Below are 20,211 nucleotides of genomic sequence, written 5' to 3'. Positions count from 1 at the left end.
AAAAACATACAAACAAAACCTTTTCTCCCTTCCTTTTTCTTTTCAGCCTACTTTTTATCTACGGCTGTGTAGCTAATAAAGATACTGCCATAAGCCGTAAGATGCAAAACTTAACGGCAAGGTATAACTATATCTATAACTCTAATGTCTTACTTACCGAATATAATGAGGGTTTAATACAAACTTATTCCGATAATTACGATAAAATTTTACCCGTCTATTTAGATCCAGAACCTCAGATAAATTTAACACTAACACCTGGTGTAGCCAATAAATCTTTAGATGATGTTATTTTTAAAGGACAAACCATCATCAACGATAAAAGTTTCAGCAATTACATCGATGATTCTTACATGCTTTTGGGTAAAGCCAACTATTTAAAAGGCAACTATTTTATCTCGTCAGAATACTTTGATTACACGGCAAAAACCTTTGGTAATAATTTAAAAACTTTCATTTTAGCCCTAAACTGGAAAGCAAAAAGCCAAATGCAGCTAAATAATATGATTTTTGCCGATAAGATTTTGGATACCATGTTACGTGCCTCCGATCAGCTGAAAAAAGATTTGGCAGAACCATTGGCTACAACGGCGCAAATGCGTATTTATCAAAAACGCTATAAAGAGGCAATATTATTATTAGAAGCTGCCATTAGAAATGCTGACGAGAAACAGCTAAGAATTCGCTGGCAATATATACTTGCTCAATTACAGGAAAAGGAAAATGATTTACAAAATGCTTTCATCAATTTTACTAAGGTTGAAAACAGTAATGCTCCTTTTGAAATGTATTTTCATGCCAATTTAGAGCGTATAAAGTTAAAAGCTTTAATAAGTGGCTACAAAGTAAATGAAGATAAAGCTTTACTGGCTTTGTTAAAGGATGATAAGAATTTCGATTACAAAGATCAGATTTATTATAAAGTTGGCGAACTTTATAACACAGAGGGCAAATTTGATCAAGCAGAAGAAAGTTATAAAAAATCAATTCAGCAAAGTACCCGTAATCAAAACCAAAAGGCACTTTCTTATCTAAGAATTGCAGATTTAAATTTTAAAGAATTTAAAAATTACATCAAAGCAAAACTCTATTACGATAGTACAGTTACCATTTTACCTAAAAATTTCCCTGATTATGAAAGTATTGTTAAAAAGGCCGAAAACCTGCAATACCTTTCTGATAGGTATACAATCATAGCTAAAGAAGATACCTTACAGGCAATTGCTAAACTACCTCAAGATCAAAGAGTAGATAAAATTAAAAATCTCTTAAAATCAAAGGTCGAAGTTTCAAATCCTGCTTCAACAGGAAATCAATCTCTTGACAACGCTACGTTTTTAAATCCAACGTTAAATGCAAACCCCACAAATAACACTGGAAATGTTTTTTATTTTAATAATAATGCAGCGATAAGTAACGGCTTTAACGATTTTAAAAAACGCTGGGGCAACAGGCAGTTGGAAGATAACTGGCGTCAAAGTGTTCGTTCATCGGCACAAGAAAATAATCAAATTTTAGCTGGAAAAACATCCCCTGGACTTTCATCTACTACAGATCCAAATGCACAAACTACAGCAGATCAATCATTACTAGAAAAACAATATGCTGATGCTTTGCCTGTTACAGCTGAATTAGTTACCTTATCAAACCAAAAAATTATTGATGCCTACTTCGAAATAGCAAGTTTTTATCAGCAAGAACTAAACGATAAAGCGGAGGCAAATAAAGTTTATTTAGAACTTCTTAAGCGTTTTCCAGAGAACAATCATCTGGTAGCGATTTATTACAGCCTGTATTTAAATTATAAAGGTATCGAAGAGGGAAAGGCTAACGAATACAGGCAACTGGTATTAACTAAATTCCCAGAATCTAATTTTGCAAAAACGATTATCGATCCTTCTTATTCTGCAAAGCAGGATGAACTGGAAAACATTATAAATCAGAACTATAATAAAGTTTTCGAGGCTTATGCAAAAAAAGATTATGGAATGGTTGTTAAGCAATCGAATGAAAATATTGCTGCCTATCCAAACAATGATTTGGCAGCACAGTATGCTTACCTGAAAGCGATTGCTATCGGAAGGACTTCAAAGGTTGATCCCTTGCTAATCGAATTGAATAGTATTACAACACTTTATCCAAACGATTTAATTATCACACCTCTGGTTAAAGATCATTTAAAATATATCGAGGCTAACTTAGAAGAATTTAAACAACGTCGTGTGGCTTTAATAGATTTCGATTCTACTGAACCTCGGTTTGCTAATCAGGCTATACCTGCTGATGTTAAGCCAAAACCAATTGAAAATATTAATGCAGCAACGGTAACCAAACCAGCCGAAAACGCAGCAAAACCTATTGAGAAGCCTGCTGAAAAACCAGTTGAGATTAAAACAGAAACGGGTAAACCAGCAAGCATTTTCAGTAATGCAACATCAAATACTTACTATTACGTTGTAGATGTTGAAGATGCTTCCTTAACTTTGAGCTCTTCCAGATTCGGTATCGGTCAGTTTAATAGAGGAAACTATCCTGATAACGATTTGGCCCATAAATTGGTAGAGTTAGATAACGACCAACTAATTTATGTAACCAGTTTCGTTGATATGGAAGATGCAAAAATATACGAAGAAAGTATTAAAGGGCAGCTTAAAAACATTATGAAAGTGCCTGCAAACAAATATAAAAGCTTCATAATCAGTAAAGAAAATTTCGAAAAAATAACAGATAGAACTCGTATTAACGAATATCTGGAGTTTTACAAAAACAATTATTAAAATGAATAAATCCCTTACAGCGGCAGATATTAAAAGATATAACTTTAGAATTTGGAAAATTGTAATTGGCGGTATTGCGTTATTTGCAATTTTTATTTCTATGATGGGATTTGGCCTTTTTGGCAGTTTACCCTCCTTCAGAGATATTGAACACCCTAAAAGTAATCAGGCTTCAGAAATTATTGCTGAAGATGGCCGCACATTAGGAACCTATTTTGTTCAAAATCGTTCGAATGTTACCTATAAGGATATTTCGCCTAATGTAATTAATGGATTAATTGCAACCGAAGATACCCGTTTTAAAGAGCACTCTGGAATTGATTTCCAACGTACTTTTACCATTATTGGCTACAATTTAATTGGTAAAAAACAAGGTGGCAGTACCATCACCCAACAATTGGCATTAAACCTGTTTTCAGAAGAAGGCAGACAAAGAAATTTCTTTAAGCGTGTAATGCAAAAGTTTAAAGAATGGGTTGTTGCCGTTAAACTGGAAAGAAATTATACCAAAGAAGAAATTATCACCATGTATTTAAATACGGTAGATTTTGGTAACCAGGCTTACGGAATTAAATCGGCAGCAAGAGTTTATTTTAACACAAGCCCTGATAAATTAACCGTACCACAGGCGGCAACATTGGTTGGTATGCAAAAAGGAATTACCATGTATTCGCCAACCCGTAACCCAGAGCGTTCGAGAAGTAGAAGAAATACTGTGATGGCCATGATGGTAAAATCTAATTTTTTAACTCCACAGCAATTTGAAGAAGAACAAGCCACCCCGCTTAATCTACATTTCAATGCCGCAACCGTCAACGATGGAATTGCACCATATTTCAGATCTGTTTTAAAAAATGATATCAAAAGTATTTTTGAAGATCAAGGTATTACAAAACCTGATGGAACCGCTTATGATTTAGATCGAGACGGGTTAAAGGTTTACACCACCATTAATTACGAAATGCAGGAATATGCCGAAGCAGCCCAAAAAGAATATATGAAAGTGCTTCAGGCTCAGTTTATAAACAGCTGGAAAGGCAGAAATCCTTTCAAGGATAAAGCTTTACAAGTTGATCAGGGTGTTAAGCGCTCTGACCGTTACAAAGCCGCAAAATTAGATGGCAAAACGGATGAAGAGATAAAAAAAGAATTTAATACCCCAACAGATCTAACCATTTTTACGTGGAAAGGAAATGTTGATACAACAATGAAACCAATTGATTCGGTTCGATATTACAAAATGCTTTTACGTAATGCCATGATGACTATGGACCCAACAAATGGTTATGTTAAAGCCTGGGTTGGAGGCATTAATTACGAACATTTCAAATATGACCAAGTTAAAATGGGAACTCGTCAGGTTGGTTCGACAGCAAAACCATTTACCTATGCGGTTGGTATCGAAAATGGTTTTTCTCCATGCCTAACCGTGCCAAACGTACCTGTTACAATAGAAGGCTACGGCGATCCTTACACACCAAGATCTTCTGGTACCCCACTTGCTGGTTCAATAACATTGCAAAAAGCTTTAGCTTACTCTCAAAATTACGTTACTGCGTACCTTATGAAACAAGTTGGTCCTGTGGCTGTAGCTAATTTGGCTACTAAAATGGGTATTCCAAACGTTCCACCATATCCATCTATTTGTTTAGGATCGTTTGATGCTTCGGTTTACAATATGGTTGGTGCTTACGGTGCTTTTGCTAACAAAGGAATTTACACACAACCAGTATATTTATTAAGAATTGAAGATAAAAATGGAGTTGTTTTATTCTCGCAAAAACCAATCCCTAAACCTGTAATGAGTGAAGAAGTAGCTTATGTGATGACTCGTATGCTTAAAGGTGTAGTTACAGGCGGAACAGGTGCAAGACTAAATTATAAATATGGTGTTAATGCACCAATAGGTGGAAAAACAGGTACAACACAAAACAACTCTGATGGTTGGTTTATGGCGATAACACCTCAATTGGTTACTGGAATTTGGACGGGTTGTGAAGACCGAGCGTTTCATTTTATTAGTACCAGAGATGGTGAGGGTGCAAATACAGCTTTACCCATTTTTGCTGGTTTTATCAAAAAAGTTTATGCAAATCCAGGATTAAAAATTAGTCGTGCAGACTTTGAAGCACCTAAATCTGGTGTTTCAATTGTGTACGATTGTAATCAATATCAAAAACAAGAAGAAGGCACAACCGAACTAGACGAAAAGTTGGGCTTTTAGTTTTTGCGTGAGGGATAGAAGTGGAAAGCCCGCAAACCTGATTTTTCATCAGGTGCGGACTTGTAACGGATAGCTTGACCCTTTCCCGTTTTTCTCGGGATTGGGGCACGCCCAAATTATCTTAATCAAAATAAATACATCTTTTTGTAAAGGCAAATTTCCTTACTAATCTTATTTTTGTAATAATGAGCAGTTTCGACCATAAAACAGCCTTAACGGCAATTCCGCATAAACCAGGTGTTTACCAATATTGGGATGCTGATGGTAAGCTGATGTATATTGGTAAGGCGAAAGATTTACGCAATCGGGTTGGTTCTTATTTTAATAGCGATAGGAGCCAGTTTAACGGCAAAACAAGGGTTTTAGTTTCTAGAATTAGAAAGATTACTTTTACAATTGTTGATACCGAAATTGATGCCTGGTTACTGGAAAACAGTTTAATTAAAAAGCACCAACCAAAGTTTAATATTAACTTAAAGGATGATAAAACATATCCTTGGATTATTGTTAAAAATGAAAACTTTCCGCGTATTTACTGGACAAGGAAAGTTATAAAAGATGGTTCGACTTATTTTGGGCCTTATGGTTCGATTGGGATGATGCATACCATTTTAGATTTAATTAAGGAAACTTACACTTTACGAACCTGCAGTTTGCCTCTAAACGATAAAAACATCGCTGAAGGGAAATTTAAAGTTTGCTTGGAGTATCAAATAGGTAATTGCAAAGGTCCTTGTCAGGCTTATCAAACAGAAAGCGACTACGATAAAAATATTGGCGAAATAAAGGAGATTTTAAATGGTAAAATCGGCAATGTTATCCGTGAGGTTAAAAACGTAATTAAATCGGCTTCAGAAGAACTGAATTTCGAACTTGCTCATCAATATTCGAGAAGGTTGCAGGTTCTGGAAAAATACCAGAGCAAATCGACGGTTGTTAATAGTGCAATAACGAATGTAGACGTGGTTAGCATTGCTTCTGACGAGCGTTACGCTTTTGTAAATTACCTGAAGGTAATGAACGGAACAATTATTCAAACCCAAACCATTGAAGTTAAAAAACAACTTGATGAAAGTGATGATGAGATTTTAACTTCGGCGATGTTGGATTTTAGAACAAAATTCAGCAGCACTTCTAAAGAAATTATTGTTCCTTTTGAGCCATCGTTAGAAGATGAGAGTTTGCGTTTTACTGTTCCAAAACTTGGTGAGAAGAAAAAGCTTTTAGAACTTTCGCAAAAAAACGTTCTGTTCTTCAAAAAAGAAAAGTTAAACCAGTACGAAAAATTAAATCCTGATTTACGTACCGATCGAATTTTAACTACTATGCAAAAGGATTTGCGGTTAACGCAATTACCTCAACATATTGAATGTTTTGATAACTCGAATTTTCAAGGAAAATATCCAGTTTCGGCAATTGTAGTTTTTAAAGATGCAAAACCATCTAAAAAGGACTATCGGCACTTTAATGTTAAAACGGTTGAAGGTCCCAACGATTTCGCCACAATGGAAGAGGCTGTGTTCCGACGATACAGGCGCATGTTAGACGAAAACACCCCATTACCTCAACTTATCATAATTGATGGCGGAAAAGGCCAGTTATCGTCGGCTGTGAAGAGTTTAAAACTTTTGGGTATTGAGAATAAGGTAACTGTTATTGGTATCGCCAAAAGATTGGAAGAGTTGTTTTACCCTGGAGATTCTTATCCACTTTATTTAGATAAGAAATCAGAAACACTGAAAGTGATTCAGCAGTTACGTGATGAGGCCCACCGTTTCGGGATTACTTTTCACAGAAAAAAACGTGATCAAGGGACTTTGAAAACCGAACTGGAACAAATTCCAGGTATCGGAAAAACAACAGCTGACAAATTACTTACTCAGTTTAAATCGGTTAAAAAAATTAGAGAAGCTACAGAAAAAGAACTTACTGATGTTTTAAATAAAAAACAGGTTATTACTTTACTAGAGTATTTTAAAAGCTTAGATTAAAATTAATCCCAATTCATTCGAAAAGTAATTTTTTAGATAAAACAAAAAGGCTTCGATAATATCGAAGCCTTTTTGTTTTTAGTATTCCCAAAGTCCTTGTTCGTAATCAAGAACAGATTTTTTAATTCTTTCAGATTCCATTAATCTTTCTCTTGGATCAGAAATAATGTCTCGTAATTTATTATCCCCAGGATTAGACTCTTTAACGATATAACTACTAAATAACCTTCTGATAAAGAAATCATCGAAGCTTAAGGTAGATGCATCATTATTTACATTAATTAACCTCTTGTGAGCAATAATTGGTCTTAATTCGTCATAGCTAATCCAAAATACTGGTTGCCAGTTTTTTGATATCTCATTGTACTTTAAAGGGGCAATACCTACAATACGAGGTTCGAAAATACTACGTTTAGTATCAAAAATCCAATCTTCTTTAATTCTGAATTTTAAAAACGACTCAGGATTGAAATCATTTACAACTGTAGTTACCGTACCTGTTTTGTTGTTAGAAACCTCTGATGTTCCTAAAGCGCCTCTTGCAGCCGAATCGGCACTTAGTGGTGTATGAAAAGCATCATCCTCGTTTAAAACACTATCAATAGGTGCGTAAGCCGTTAATTCTTCACTTTTTATAGATGCAATCATAACATCAATAAGGCGTGATTTTGGCGATTTTAAAACAGAGTTAACCGTATCACGTAAATCAATTTCACGCCAAATACGTTTTGCAAAAAAAACATCTTCTTCACGTACATCAGCAAAGGGAACCATTTCTGTACTGTCTATATCCTTACGGGCATAAAAACCATCCTTAGGTGGTACCTTTAGTTTTTTTTTAGGTGTTAATTTTGCAGCAACAGGCTCAGTATTTGGAGCAGCTGAAACTGGCTGTGTTTTTACTGGCGTTGTTGTAGTTTTTTTCTTTATTGGTGTTTGTGCAAATACAAACCCACTTGATAAAACTAAAACAGCAATGCTTAAAATCCTTTTCATCTTTCTTTTATTTAACATTGAACGAAACCGAAGGCAAAATTCTTTGACGTCCATCGGGTCCTTGAGATACAATATCATCAAAAAACACTTTCGATCCTGGTGTTATTGCATTCATTGCACCTCTTACAGCACCAGTAAAGCTACCACCGCTACCTGAGATGGTTACCGCTTCAGAACGTGGTTTAATTACCGTTATTTTATATCTTAATATTTTAAAGCTTACATCAAAAGGAAAATCATCTAAATCTGCTTCAATTTCTGTTTCGCTTTTTAATTGTACAGAAGAGACATCGCCGCCAATTCTGCCACCAACTTTAGCAATTGGAGCGGGAATTGCTTTTACTCTGAATTTCTGTGCACCCAAACTAACTGATTTACCAGCATTGCTTGCAGTTACACTTACAGTAACTTCTTGGCCGACCTGCGAACCACTAGCAACAACACTATATTTACCAGCACCAACCTTACTCATCGATGCTCCTGATGCACTTGCATTTACACTTTCTAAAGGAAAACCTGCCGCAGAAACCGAGAATGGATTAGGAATACCTGCATAAATTACATTCATTTTATCTGACGAAACACTAGCAGAAGGTTTTGCTACCTGATAGGTTTGTTCTGGAGTTCTGTACTCTTTAACTTGTCCGTCGGTTTGACGAATGCGAATTGTACCAACCCATTTGAATACACCCACGCTACCTGTGCCACCAGTATAAGTTCCTTTGCCTTCTTTAACTGATAATTTACCTCCACCAACAGAAATATCAGGGTTTGAGCGAGAATCACTTGCGGTTAAAAATACTTCGGCTGTATATGGCTGACCTTGTATAACATAAGATGTAGGTGCAACTGCTACGGCAGCAAACTTATCGATGTTAACAACGGCTTTATCCATGTTTCCAAATATTTTTTTAACAACTTCAGCTTCTGCATTTTTTGTATCAGCCTGAATTTTAGTTAAATTAGTCATCGCAGCCGTTAAAGGCGTACCCTCACCAAAGTTAACCTCAACCCAATTTCCTTTTCCTTTTTTAGGATTATTTGCCTCTAAAGAAAAAGCAGCACTTGATCGATCAGCAGGATCAAGTAATGAAATTAGTTTTTCGCGAGTTGCTTGTATTTTAGCTCTTAACTTATCTCCTTGTCCTTGATTAATCATGATACCTTGTGCGATATCCATGTTTTCTCTGCGTCTTAAATCTCCAGTTACAGTATCAACACCATCTCCAGCTTCAGTAAATTGTTTTTTAATACCTTCTATAAAATTGTTAAGCTCATCCGCAGCTGCTTTTGCTTGTTTAGCTCTATCGTAAATAGGCTGAGCACGTGCTGGTTCTTCTTTTAACTTAGAATTTTCAAAAGAAGAGAAAAGTTGCTCTATACTTCCATTTACATTATCTCTGGATGTAGCCAAACTATCGTTAATGTTTTTAAAAGCATTTAATACTGTATCTGATACGTTTAAAGCCAGCATGGCTAATAATACCAAATACATGATATTAATCATCCGCTGTCTTGTTGTTTCTTTTCCGCCTGCCATGTTTTATGTAGCTTTCTTTTTTAGATTAAAAACTAAATAAATTATACACGTGGGCTATTCATAGCCGACAACATATTACCGTAAATTGCATTAAGTGACGATAAGTTTTTAGCTAACTTATTCACTTCTTCCTTAAACTGTTTAGAATCTTCCATCGATTCGTTAAAGTTTTGCATGGTAAGTGATAAGTTTGAATAGAACTTATTCATCGATTTTAAATGTGCAGAAGAATCTTGCAATTCTAATTCGTACACAGCGTTTAATGCAGATAGGTTTTTAGCTAAGTTATTTACCTGATCGTGATAAGCCTGAGAATCTACATTACTATCGCCCATTGCTTTTAAATTAGCTGTTGCTTTTTCGAATGAAGAGCTCAAACTATCAAATCCAGCCGAAGCTGTTTTAACTTTTCCTGTAAATTCATTTGTTGCTGTAGCTGCATCTGCAACATTAGAAATTGTTGCAACTTTATCGCCAAAAGTACGTAAACCAGCGCCTAAGCTTTCAATTAATTCAGGTCCTACTTTTGCATCAGATAACATTTTATCTAGAGCTGCTGTATTTCCAGATGATACTGCTCCAGATGATCTAACTGTAGCCGTTGGTAATTCACCTTTAAAATCTTGTCTTAACTCAGGATACACTCTTTCCCATGCTGGTTCAGGTTCAGGCGGAAAAAACCCTGTTAAAGCAAATAAAATAGCTTCAACACCTAATCCAATTCCAATTGCATAGTTTCCCAGAATTCCACCTATGTGTAGAATTTTGCATAACGCTCCAATAATTACAATACTAGCTCCAAATGAAATTGCTGGGTTCAACCAGCTTGGTGATTTTTTAGCTGCCATAAAAATTTAATAATTTTTTCTTAGTTCTTAGTTTTTTTTGGGTTGTTTTTAGTTCCTTAAGTCAGTACCAGGATATGCTGAAACACATCTGAAACCGATGTAAGATCTTTGTTGGTCTTGATATTCGTAGGTAGATACTGCATTTTGAAGGAAATAGCCTGTATCTTTCCATGAACCACCTTTAACCACTTTACGTTTTAAATACTTGCTATCGTCTTTACCAGCCACATAGGTAAAATTCGGATTTAAATCATGTAACAACGGATTAGCAGATTTGTTGTAAGCTGTTTTAGTCCACTCGGCAACGTTGCCAGACATGTTATATAATCCATAATCATTAGGGAAATAAGATCTAACACCTACAGTGTAGATACCACCATCGCTAGAATAATCTCCACGCCCAGGCTTAAAGTTAGCTTGTAAACAACCTTTAGTGTTTCTAATATACGGCCCACCCCAAGGATATTTGGTTTTAGTATTTCCACCTCTGGCAGCATATTCGAACTGTGTTTCAGAAGGTAAATCATAATCCATTCTAGCATTTAAAGGCATTTTTCTTGCTGAAGCCACGCCTTGATAAAGCTGTGTACGCCAGTGTGAGAAAGCCTGAGTTTGCTCCCAGCTTACGCCAACTACAGGGTAATCATCATAAGAAGGGTGGTTGAAATAACCACGAACCATTGGATCGTTTTGAGAATAAGAATAATCTGTTTTCCAAACCATTGTATCTGGATATACAGCAATAGTATACCTGTCTATATAATCCTGGCGTTTGCTATTTGGATCTTTATGTCCAAGAGCAGCTTTATCTAAGTTTAAAATTCCATAGGTGTATTCCAACTTACGAACATCAATTTCTTTTTTACCTGGTAAAGCATCTAAACCAGAATAATACATATTATCCAATTGACTGGCATTTGCCGCATTTGCTCCTTTTCCCTTACCATTCCAAATTGCAGAGCCATTACCTACTTTACGCCAATCGATATATTTTTCGCCTCCAACGGCATTTGCAGCAGCGCCTTTTTGAGTCATCATGAATTGTTGAGGATTTCCCATCATAACAATTGCAATCGAATCGCGAACCCATTTTGTAAATTGACGATATTCTGCATTTGAAATCTCTGTTTGATCCATAAAGAATGCACTTATTGTTGTCATTCTACTTGGTCCAGATTGCGAAAATGTGATATCCTCATCAGAACCTCCAATAGGTGTATGACCTGGCGGAATGTAAACCATACCTAGTGGAATTCGATGGTTTTTAAACTTACGGTTGTAAGAGCCAACAAGTTCGCCCTGACCACCATGGCCACAGCTTGCAAGTAATACAGTTACAGCCATTATAGCTAGAAAGTAGATTTTCTTCATATATCCTTTATAGTGTACAAAACACAATTAGCAATTGTATCAAAATTCAATTAAATAAACAACAAAAGCAAAAATTTTACACGAAAGCACCTTTATTAGGGTGTAAGAATGTTTTCTTAGCAACTTAAACCTAATATTTTCGTTACAAAACGCTGAGTTATTCTGCTATAACTCAAAATGTTGCAGTTTATTGTTAAATCAGGAAAAAAAATTTAGAGGGAATCTTTATTTATTAGAAACTTTAATGTAATTCTCTATAGCCATGGTCATTGATGGCACACCTGGAGTTGGTGCAGCAATATCAACAATCAAACCCGTATCGGTTACAGCCTTGCTGGTATTAACACCAAACGCCGCAATTCGAGTATTATTTTGTTTAAAGTCAGGAAAATTTTTAAATAATGATTGAATACTTGATGGACTGAAGAAAGCAATTACATCGTAAAATACTTCTGCAAGGTCAGATAGATCACTTACTACCGTTCTAAACAAAACTGCAGGTGTAAAATCATAGCCGCTTTTTTCTAAGAATTTCATGGTATCTTCTGTAGCTACATCAGAGCAAGGATATAAAAATTTCTCGTTAGCATGTTTTTTTAATACCTCAGCCAAATCAGCAGCGGTTTGTTTTCCAAAGAAAATTTTACGCTTACGATATTGGATGTATTTTTGAAGATATAACGCTATCGTTTCAGAAAGACAGAAATATTTTAATTCAGCAGGAACATCATAACGCATTTCTTCACATATTCTGAAGAAGTGATCAGCCGCATTTCTACTCGTAAAAATAACCGCCGTAAAATCAGCTAAATTAATTTTATCCTTCCTGAAATCTCTGGCAGGCACACCTTCAACGTGAATAAATGATCTAAAATCAACTTTAAGGTTATGCTTTTTAGCTAAATCGTAGTATGGAGATTTTTCTGTTTCAGGTTTCGGTAAGGTAACTAAAATACTTTTTACTTTACGGATTCTAGAGTCGTTCTTTTCTTGCATTTTCCTTTTTCTGCTACAATCCTATCGTTTTAATTAGTATTAAAATAGGACATATTTCGAGGGCGCAAAAGTACAAAAATAAATGCATTCTAGAAAACTTATTATTAGAAAGAATTGTAATACCAGCCCTAAGCAACTGAAACGCAAAAATGATACCTAAAAGCAAAACAGCAATTGCTATATAAATTACCCCATACTTTAATGGAGACAAGGCAAACGCTACAACTAAAGGGATAAATAAAAGCGAGGCGTTAAAGTAACTTAAATAAAGTATTGAAATATACTCATTAACAGGCCTTTGCACATTAAAAAGAAAACCTAAAAACCTTAAAATGATAAGTTTAAGCGCATAAAATATTATAATAATTATCGATATACTAAAGAAAAATTTAAAGCCATCTTTGGCCTGATACATATCGTAATACTGCGCAACAAGGAAAAAAAACATTCCTAAAATGAATCCGAATTGGATAAATAAAAGCAAGAATGGCCAGGAACTAAAAAGGTTATCTTCTTTATTGATATTATTTAAAATACGATTGCTAAAAAACGATTGAACAATAGCAGAAAGTTGCTTTGAAAAGGCATTTCTCAAAATTGCAAAAACAACAAGCATAATAAATATAAAACCTAGCAACCATACATTACCTTTAGGTATTGAACGGCCTAACTGATAGGGGTTTTCTTTCTTTTTATAATTGTGATATTTTTTCTGCCAAGCCAACAAATCTAATGTAGGAGATAGATATTCTTTTTGAACACTATCTAACAGCGCACTTTTATTAATCAAACTATCTGGTAATACCCAGGTATGCCGAATAATAGAGTCGGTAACAAATTGTTGCCGAATTAATGTTGCCGAATCAACTCGATATCTTCTGTATTGAAATTTACTTACAACAGCGCTATCTCTTTGTACTGGAATTTGTTGTGCGGCAACAAAATTTGCAGACAATAAAAAAGCTAAAAGAATAAAAATTAATCTCGGCATGCTGTAAATCAAAACTTAAGGTTGCAAAAGTAATTGAATAATCATTGTTTACCTAAAGAAAATAAATGGATTTAGAATATCATGTATCTTTGCAGCAATGTCCGGTATTTACATCCACGTTCCATTCTGCAAAAAGGCTTGCCATTATTGCGATTTCCATTTCAGCACCTCATTAAAATATGCGGATGAAATGGTAGAAAGTATTTGCAAGGAAATAAGCATGAAAAAAGATAGGGTCACGGGTCAGGTTGGAAGTATTTACCTTGGCGGTGGTACACCATCTATCCTATCGCAAGCTGCGTTGCAAAAAATTTTCGACACGATAAATCATACTTTTTCTGTTGATTCAAATGCTGAAATCACTATTGAAACCAATCCTGATGATTTAACTGCTCAAAAATTAAAAGAGTTAAAACAATTGCCAGTTAACAGGTTTAGCGTGGGCATTCAATCTTTTTTTAACGAAGATTTGACTTGGATGAACAGAGCACACAATGCAAGCGAAGCCGAAGATTGCATTAGAAGAAGTCAGGATGCTGGTTTCGAAAATTTAACGCTTGATTTAATTTACGGTTATCCATTGCTTACTGATTCGAAATGGTTGAGTAACATCGAAAAAGCTATAGCCTTGGAAATTTCGCATATTTCTGCTTATGCACTAACAGTTGAGCCAAGAACCGCATTGGCACACGCAATAAAGACTAAAAAACAAACTCCAGTAAATGACAACCAAAGCGCCAACCAATTTGTGATGTTAATGGAGCAGCTCGATCGAGCAGGCTTTGAACATTACGAAATCTCTAATTTTGCTAAACCGGGTTGCTATGCGGCTCATAATACAAATTATTGGAGAGGAGTAAATTATATTGGAATTGGGCCATCAGCGCACGGCTTTGATGGTCAGAACAGATACATGAACCCTGCGAATAATGCGCAATACATAGAAACTTTGGCCAGTAATAAACTGCCAGAAATTATTGAAGAGCTAAGTTTAAACGATAGGTTTAACGAATATGTAATGACTGCGTTAAGAACCATTTGGGGAATTGATTTAACGAAAATTAATAGTGATTTTGGTAAAGATTTTTATGATGAAACATTATATAATCTTCGCGGTTTTGAAGATAAAGACTGGCTGATTATTAACGACAAAAAAGTTAAACTAAGTCAAAACGGAAAACTTTTTGCAGATCACATTGCATCGGAATTGTTTATAGTACAGTAGCAAATTATTGAATTTTGAATGGTTGAATAATTTGCAATCTGAAGGGATAACAAACTCAATCGTTGTATAATTAAAAGCATATATGTCGAAAATTGTATGGATTACAGGAGCTTCATCGGGAATTGGCGAAGCTTTAGTGTACAAATATTTTAAAGCTGGAGATAAATTAATTATCTCTGGACGTAACCGAGATGAACTTTTTAGAGTAAAAGGAAATTGCCAAAATTCTTTCAACGTTCATGTTTTGCCTTTCGATTTAAGTGAAACTGAAATTTTGAAAAGTAAGGCTGAAGATGCCATTAAAATATTCGGAAAAATTGACTTGTTAATTAATTCTGGTGGCGTAAGCCAAAGAGCATTAGCTTTAGATACAGCTTTAGAAACAGAGCAGCAAATTATGAATACCAATTTTTGGGGAACTGTTACTTTAAGCAAAGCGGTTTTACCCATAATGATTAAAAATGGTGGTGGCCAGATTGTTGTAATAAGTAGCTTAGTCGGAAAATTTGGTACAAAATTACGCTCTGCGTATTCAGCATCTAAACATGCCTTACACGGCTATTTCGATTCCCTTCGTTCGGAAGTTTACGATAAAAATATAGCCATAACAATTGTTTGTCCTGGTTTTATTAAAACAAATGTTTCGATAAATGCTTTAACCGCAAGCGGAAAAGAACAAGGAATAATGGATGATGCGCAAGCAAACGGAATGAGTGCAGATGAATGTGCAAATCAAATTATTACTGCAATAAATGCTAAAAAAGAGGAAATTTATATTGGCGGAAAAGAAACAAAAGCCATATTCTTGAAGCGTTTCTTCCCGAATTATTTTTCAAAGAAAATTAGGAAGACCAAGGTTACTTAAATATTTTTTTGTTGATGTAAGCCTGCAAGTTATCGGAAACTTTGCAGGCTTTTTTATTTAAGATTTGCTTAGAAAACGGGCTGAACTGCAAAGAAACCGCGTTAAATAAACCCCATTTAAGCGATATACTTTTTGGGTAGTTATACTAAAATGTTTACACAAACTTTAACGAACAAGATATAGCGAAAAGGCGGACTGTCTTATCAAAAGAATTTCGGAAGCACCTTTACAAATAAAATTAAACACCTAAATTTCAGATGATTACATATTTATTTTCATTTCTAAAATCCAAGCATCTGTGTACCGTCGTAAATGGAATCAAATAACAGAAACTTAAAAATTAGAAATAATGAAAAAATTAATCCTATCTGCAATTGCCGTTGTAACTATGGCCTTTACAAGTCAAGTTTACGCTCAAAAAAATCCGATGGTTGGTGGCGCAGCCATGTATGCTACTAAAGACATTGTAGACAATGCTGTAAATTCAAAAGATCATACTACACTTGTTGCTGCTGTTAAAGCTGCAGGCTTAGTAGAAACTTTAAAAGGTGCTGGTCCTTTCACCGTTTTTGCACCAACTAATGCTGCTTTCGATAAGTTGCCTGCTGGAACTGTTGAAACTTTAGTGAAACCAGAAAACAAAGCTACTTTAACTAAAATTTTAACTTACCATGTTGTTGCTGGTAAAATGGATAGCAAAGCGATTGCTAAAGCAATTAAAGCTGGTGGCGGTAAAGCGGAACTAACAACTGTTGAAGGAGGAAAACTTTGGGCTTGGATGGAAGGCAAAAAATTAGTTTTAAAAGATGAAAAAGGTGGTATGAGTACAGTTACTATTGCTGACGTAAACCAAAAAAATGGTGTAATTCATGTAGTAGATACTGTTTTAATGCCAAAATAATATTCACATCCCTATAACTGTAATGAGAACGTTTCTACTTCGGTAGAAGCGTTTTTTTGTTAAAAATCAATCAGCTGCTCATTTATTTGTCAGTTGTTTTTCAGGTTTTAGATTTTGAACAAATTGCTGCTTATTAGTATTTAATTTTGCAGCACGTAAATTGAGTGAATTTTGAATAATTAAATCGTATCACTTAAAGCTCAATCGTTTAAAAACAAGCACAATGCATCCCAACATTAAAAAAATTCAGGAGAATATTGAGCCTTTAAGGCAGCAGATAATTAACCATAAAGTTTACGGTGAAATTAGTGAACTAGAAGATTTACAAATTTTTATGGAGCACCATATTTATGCAGTATGGGATTTTATGTCGCTTTTAAAAGCTTTACAAATAAATTTAACTTGTACAACTTTACCTTGGTTTCCTGTTGGGGATGCAGTAACCCGCCAGTTAATAAATGAAATTGTTGCTGGTGAGGAAAGCGATGTAGATGTAGAAGGAAATATTAAAAGCCATTTCGAATTATATTTGGATGCCATGGTACAATGTGGAGCTAAGGTAGAGCCAATCCGTAACTTTTTAACTTCATTACAAAAAGGAAGAGACTTCGACATGGCTTTCGAATTGGCTCAGGTTCCTGCTGCTGCAAGAGATTTTGTAAAATCTACTTTCGATACTATAAACAGCGAAAAAATACATCTACAAGCTGCAAGTTTTACGTTTGGCCGCGAAGATTTAATTCCGAATATGTTTTTTAGCATGGTTAACGATTTAAATAGCTCGCAGCCAGAAAAGGTTTCGATTTTTAAATACTACCTGGAACGCCATATTGAAGTGGACGGTGATCATCATAGTCATTTGGCGCTATCTATGACTGAAAAACTTTGTGAAAAAGATGAAACTTTTTGGGCTGAAGCAGAAGCGACCACTAAAATTGCTTTGCAAAAGCGTATTGATTTATGGGATGCTGCTTATGCAGAAATCGTAAAAAATAAAGTTTTAGCTTAGTTATTAAATTGTTAGGGAATTACTAATTTTAAATTACGTGATTTTCGTCACATTTGCTGGTTAGTATATATATTGTAAAATAAAATTTACACATTTGTTGTTCGGCACAAATAACCGATTTTAAGCGCATGAGTTTCATTTTAAAACCCGTTGATATCGTTGAGAGCATTACTCCTGAGGATTTCAAGAAAAATTATCTGAAAACAAAACGTCCGTTAGTAATTAGAGGCCTTACCAAAGATTGGCCTGCAAGAGAAAAATGGACTACTGAATACCTAAAAGAGATTGGTGGCGATTTAGAAGTGCCATTATACGATAACTCTAAAGCAGATCCATCGAAGCCAATTAATGCTGCAACAGCACACATGAAATTTGGTGATTATCTGGATTTAATCAAGCGTGAGCCAACTGAATTAAGGATTTTTTTCTTCAATTTATTTAAAAAGGTGCCAAGCTTAATCAACGATGTAAAAATTCCAAAAGATTTAATGGGTGGCTTTATCGAAAGTATGCCAGCTATGTTTTTTGGTGGCTCAAATTCAGTAACCTTTTTACATTACGACATCGATTTACCTCATATTTTCCATACGCATTTCGGCGGCCGTAAACACATTGTTCTTTTCGATAATAAATGGAAAGACCGTTTATATTGTTTACCAAACGCAACTTATGCTTTAGAAGATTACGATGTTGCTAATCCAGACTTCAAGAAATTTCCTGCGTTAAATGGTGTTGAGGGTTATGAAGTTTTCTTAGAACATGGCGATACTTTATTTATGCCAACAGGTATGTGGCATTGGATGAAATATCTTGATGGTTCGTTTTCATTGAGCTTACGTGCTTGGGACCAATCGATAACACGAAAAGTTGCTAGTGTATGGAGTTTATTTACTCACGGCGCAATTGATAGTTTAATTAAAATGACTTTCAAAGAAAAATACGCACACTGGAGAGAGAAAAGAGCAGTAAAAATTGCGGAGAGCGCTTTAGCAAAAGGCAAACCTTAATAAAACAAAAAAAGCGGAGTATCAAGTACGATACCCCGCTTTTTTTGTAATCAGGATTATATTTTTTTTTATTGAAAACGTGCATTATCCAATCATTAAACAAAATAGGCTGCTTTTAATTCAAAAGCAGCCTATTTTTATATTAACTTGAAAATTTATTTCAACTTGCTAAGTGCAGTTTTAATTCGCGGTAACATATCTTTAATATCTTGCAAAGTACAAGCACCAACCGATGCTCTGAACCAAGGCATGCTGTGTTCGTTTCCAAAAGCAGAGAAAGGAACTAATGCTGCTCCAGCTTCTTTAATCAGATAGAAATTCACATCTGCACTGTCTTTTAAAAGCTGACCATCTTCAGTTGTTTTCCCTATATAATCAATTTTAATAGTCAAATAAATTGCACCCATTGGCTCCACGGCATCAACATTAAAGCCTTCGTTTTTCAGTTCGTTAAAACCGTTGTAAAGTGCATTTAAGCTATCCTGAATTTGAGCTTTAAAACTGGTTAAGAAAGTATCAACCTGTGCTTTGTCGTTAAAATAATTTGACATCGCAACTTGTTCGGCTTTCGGTGCCCAAGCGCCCATGTGACCAACCAAAGCCTTCATTCTGTTTACAATATCTTCAGGACCAAAACCCCAACCCACACGTACACCAGTTGCTGCCAGGCATTTCGAAGTACCATCAACAAAAATGGTAAACTCACGCATCTCTGGGCGCAATGAAACTGGATTTACGTGCTCTTTACCAAAAGTTAAAAGCGAATAGATCTGATCGTACATTAAATACAACGGCTTTTCATCCGCTCCACGTGATGCATTTTCTTCTAAAATAACGTCGCAAATTTCAGCTAAAGATTCCGCATCAAACATGGTTCCTGTTGGGTTCAATGGCGAACACAAAGCCAACATAGTTGCACCTTTTAAATGAGGTTTTAATTGCGCTGCAGTTGGCATAAAGTTATGTGCTGCATCCGTTTCTACGGCAATTGATTTCGCTGAAGTTAAGTGGCAATAGTGGTTGTTATTCCAGGATGGTGCTGGAAAAACTACAGTATCTCCAGGATCTACAACGGCCAAATATGCGGCATAAATCAGCGGACGTGAACCACCAGACACTAATATGCTATTGGTATTGTAATCTAAACCAAATCTATCTTTTAATAATTCTGAAACAGTTTCTCTTAACTGCAAAACACCATCAGCTGGCGGATAATTGGTTTGATTAGCGTTGTAAGCATCTACAATTCCAGCTTTTAATTCGGTTGGAATTGGATAGATGTTCGAATCGAAATCGCCGATAGTTAAGTTAGCGATTGATGCGCCTTTGCGCTTCATGTCGTTAACTTCGTTACCAATTTTTATAATTTCTGAGCCAATTAAAGCACTGGCTAACTTTGATACCTTCATATTTATTACTTTTTATCGCCTTGTGCGTCATTGCGAGGCACGAAGCAATCTTAATATTTTA

At 35.2% G+C, this 20,211-nt stretch carries 15 protein-coding genes; 8 read left to right on the top strand and 7 right to left on the bottom strand.

The features are described 5' to 3' along the window. Positions 1-101: 101 nt before the first annotated feature. The 3 genes from porW to uvrC all read left to right on the top strand — a co-directional run bounded on the left by porW (position 102) and on the right by uvrC (position 6,992). The gene (porW, locus tag ACZZZI_RS12705) at positions 102-2,777 is read left to right on the top strand and encodes a type IX secretion system periplasmic lipoprotein PorW/SprE (protein WP_463489613.1); all 2,676 of its coding nucleotides are present in this window, start codon (positions 102-104) and stop codon (positions 2,775-2,777) included. Position 2,778: 1 nt separating this feature from the next. Then, a complete protein-coding gene (locus ACZZZI_RS12700; protein ID WP_316755893.1) occupies positions 2,779-5,001 on the top strand; it encodes a transglycosylase domain-containing protein in 2,223 nt (740 codons plus the stop codon). Positions 5,002-5,186: 185 nt separating this feature from the next. Further along, entirely contained in the window at positions 5,187-6,992 is a 1,806-nt protein-coding gene (gene uvrC / locus ACZZZI_RS12695; RefSeq protein ID WP_463489612.1) for an excinuclease ABC subunit UvrC, read from the top strand. Positions 6,993-7,070: 78 nt separating this feature from the next. Here the strand turns inward: uvrC and porN are convergent, their stop codons facing one another. From porN to ACZZZI_RS12665, 6 genes are all read right to left on the bottom strand, one after another. Continuing rightward, positions 7,071-7,988 (bottom strand): type IX secretion system ring subunit PorN/GldN, encoded by a 918-nt coding sequence (gene porN, locus ACZZZI_RS12690; protein WP_316755890.1) that lies wholly within the window; start codon positions 7,986-7,988, stop codon positions 7,071-7,073. Positions 7,989-7,995: 7 nt separating this feature from the next. Continuing rightward, on the bottom strand, positions 7,996-9,528 hold the full coding sequence (gene porM / locus ACZZZI_RS12685; RefSeq protein WP_344766687.1) for a type IX secretion system motor protein PorM/GldM: 1,533 nt from the start codon (positions 9,526-9,528) through the stop codon (positions 7,996-7,998). A gap of 41 nt (positions 9,529-9,569) precedes the next feature. Continuing rightward, on the bottom strand, positions 9,570-10,376 hold the full coding sequence (porL, locus tag ACZZZI_RS12680) for a type IX secretion system motor protein PorL/GldL (RefSeq protein ID WP_316755885.1): 807 nt from the start codon (positions 10,374-10,376) through the stop codon (positions 9,570-9,572). 48 nt (positions 10,377-10,424) lie between these two features. Continuing rightward, positions 10,425-11,747: a T9SS ring complex lipoprotein PorK/GldK gene (gene porK / locus ACZZZI_RS12675; RefSeq protein WP_316755883.1), complete on the bottom strand. Its 1,323-nt coding sequence runs from the start codon at positions 11,745-11,747 to the stop codon at positions 10,425-10,427. 225 nt (positions 11,748-11,972) lie between these two features. Then, positions 11,973-12,743, bottom strand: a complete 771-nt coding sequence (locus tag ACZZZI_RS12670) for a uroporphyrinogen-III synthase (RefSeq protein ID WP_316755882.1) — start codon at positions 12,741-12,743, stop codon at positions 11,973-11,975. A 13-nt stretch (positions 12,744-12,756) separates the two neighbouring features. Then, positions 12,757-13,533 (bottom strand): DUF4271 domain-containing protein, encoded by a 777-nt coding sequence (locus ACZZZI_RS12665; protein WP_463489611.1) that lies wholly within the window; start codon positions 13,531-13,533, stop codon positions 12,757-12,759. 298 nt (positions 13,534-13,831) lie between these two features. On the opposite strand from ACZZZI_RS12665, the gene hemW reads away from it, so the two are divergent. The 5 genes from hemW (at position 13,832) to ACZZZI_RS12640 (ending at position 18,741) form a co-directional block, all read left to right on the top strand. Beyond that, complete coding sequence (gene hemW / locus ACZZZI_RS12660; protein WP_463489610.1) at positions 13,832-14,959, top strand: radical SAM family heme chaperone HemW; 1,128 nt, start codon at positions 13,832-13,834, stop codon at positions 14,957-14,959. 82 nt (positions 14,960-15,041) lie between these two features. Then, positions 15,042-15,824, top strand: coding sequence for an SDR family oxidoreductase (locus ACZZZI_RS12655; RefSeq protein ID WP_463489609.1), 783 nt, complete (start codon positions 15,042-15,044; stop codon positions 15,822-15,824). Between the two features lie 349 nt (positions 15,825-16,173). Then, on the top strand, positions 16,174-16,725 hold the full coding sequence (locus ACZZZI_RS12650; protein ID WP_344766679.1) for a fasciclin domain-containing protein: 552 nt from the start codon (positions 16,174-16,176) through the stop codon (positions 16,723-16,725). 223 nt (positions 16,726-16,948) lie between these two features. Then, positions 16,949-17,734: a DUF3050 domain-containing protein gene (locus ACZZZI_RS12645; protein WP_463489608.1), complete on the top strand. Its 786-nt coding sequence runs from the start codon at positions 16,949-16,951 to the stop codon at positions 17,732-17,734. 128 nt (positions 17,735-17,862) lie between these two features. Then, on the top strand, positions 17,863-18,741 hold the full coding sequence (locus ACZZZI_RS12640) for a cupin-like domain-containing protein (protein ID WP_316755873.1): 879 nt from the start codon (positions 17,863-17,865) through the stop codon (positions 18,739-18,741). Positions 18,742-18,896: 155 nt separating this feature from the next. On the opposite strand, the gene ACZZZI_RS12635 is transcribed toward ACZZZI_RS12640, so the two are convergent. Further along, the gene (locus tag ACZZZI_RS12635; RefSeq protein WP_463489607.1) at positions 18,897-20,150 is read right to left on the bottom strand and encodes a pyridoxal phosphate-dependent aminotransferase; all 1,254 of its coding nucleotides are present in this window, start codon (positions 20,148-20,150) and stop codon (positions 18,897-18,899) included. Between the last annotated feature and the right edge of the window lie 61 nt (positions 20,151-20,211).

The sequence above is a fragment of the Pedobacter sp. AC190 genome, assembly GCF_979258025.1.
Note: the sequence above shows the minus strand (reverse complement) of the source record. Positions and strands in the feature narration are given on the sequence as shown.

Coding starts and splice junctions, on each gene's coding strand:
- porN (WP_316755890.1), bottom strand. CDS start 7,988: ATGAAAAGGATTTTAAGCATTGCTGTTTTAGTTTTATCAAGTGGGTTT.
- uvrC (WP_463489612.1), top strand. CDS start 5,187: ATGAGCAGTTTCGACCATAAAACAGCCTTAACGGCAATTCCGCATAAA.
- ACZZZI_RS12650 (WP_344766679.1), top strand. CDS start 16,174: ATGAAAAAATTAATCCTATCTGCAATTGCCGTTGTAACTATGGCCTTT.
- ACZZZI_RS12670 (WP_316755882.1), bottom strand. CDS start 12,743: ATGCAAGAAAAGAACGACTCTAGAATCCGTAAAGTAAAAAGTATTTTA.
- ACZZZI_RS12635 (WP_463489607.1), bottom strand. CDS start 20,150: ATGAAGGTATCAAAGTTAGCCAGTGCTTTAATTGGCTCAGAAATTATA.
- hemW (WP_463489610.1), top strand. CDS start 13,832: ATGTCCGGTATTTACATCCACGTTCCATTCTGCAAAAAGGCTTGCCAT.
- ACZZZI_RS12645 (WP_463489608.1), top strand. CDS start 16,949: ATGCATCCCAACATTAAAAAAATTCAGGAGAATATTGAGCCTTTAAGG.
- ACZZZI_RS12640 (WP_316755873.1), top strand. CDS start 17,863: ATGAGTTTCATTTTAAAACCCGTTGATATCGTTGAGAGCATTACTCCT.
- porM (WP_344766687.1), bottom strand. CDS start 9,528: ATGGCAGGCGGAAAAGAAACAACAAGACAGCGGATGATTAATATCATG.
- porL (WP_316755885.1), bottom strand. CDS start 10,376: ATGGCAGCTAAAAAATCACCAAGCTGGTTGAACCCAGCAATTTCATTT.
- ACZZZI_RS12655 (WP_463489609.1), top strand. CDS start 15,042: ATGTCGAAAATTGTATGGATTACAGGAGCTTCATCGGGAATTGGCGAA.
- ACZZZI_RS12700 (WP_316755893.1), top strand. CDS start 2,779: ATGAATAAATCCCTTACAGCGGCAGATATTAAAAGATATAACTTTAGA.
- porW (WP_463489613.1), top strand. CDS start 102: ATGCAAAACTTAACGGCAAGGTATAACTATATCTATAACTCTAATGTC.
- porK (WP_316755883.1), bottom strand. CDS start 11,747: ATGAAGAAAATCTACTTTCTAGCTATAATGGCTGTAACTGTATTACTT.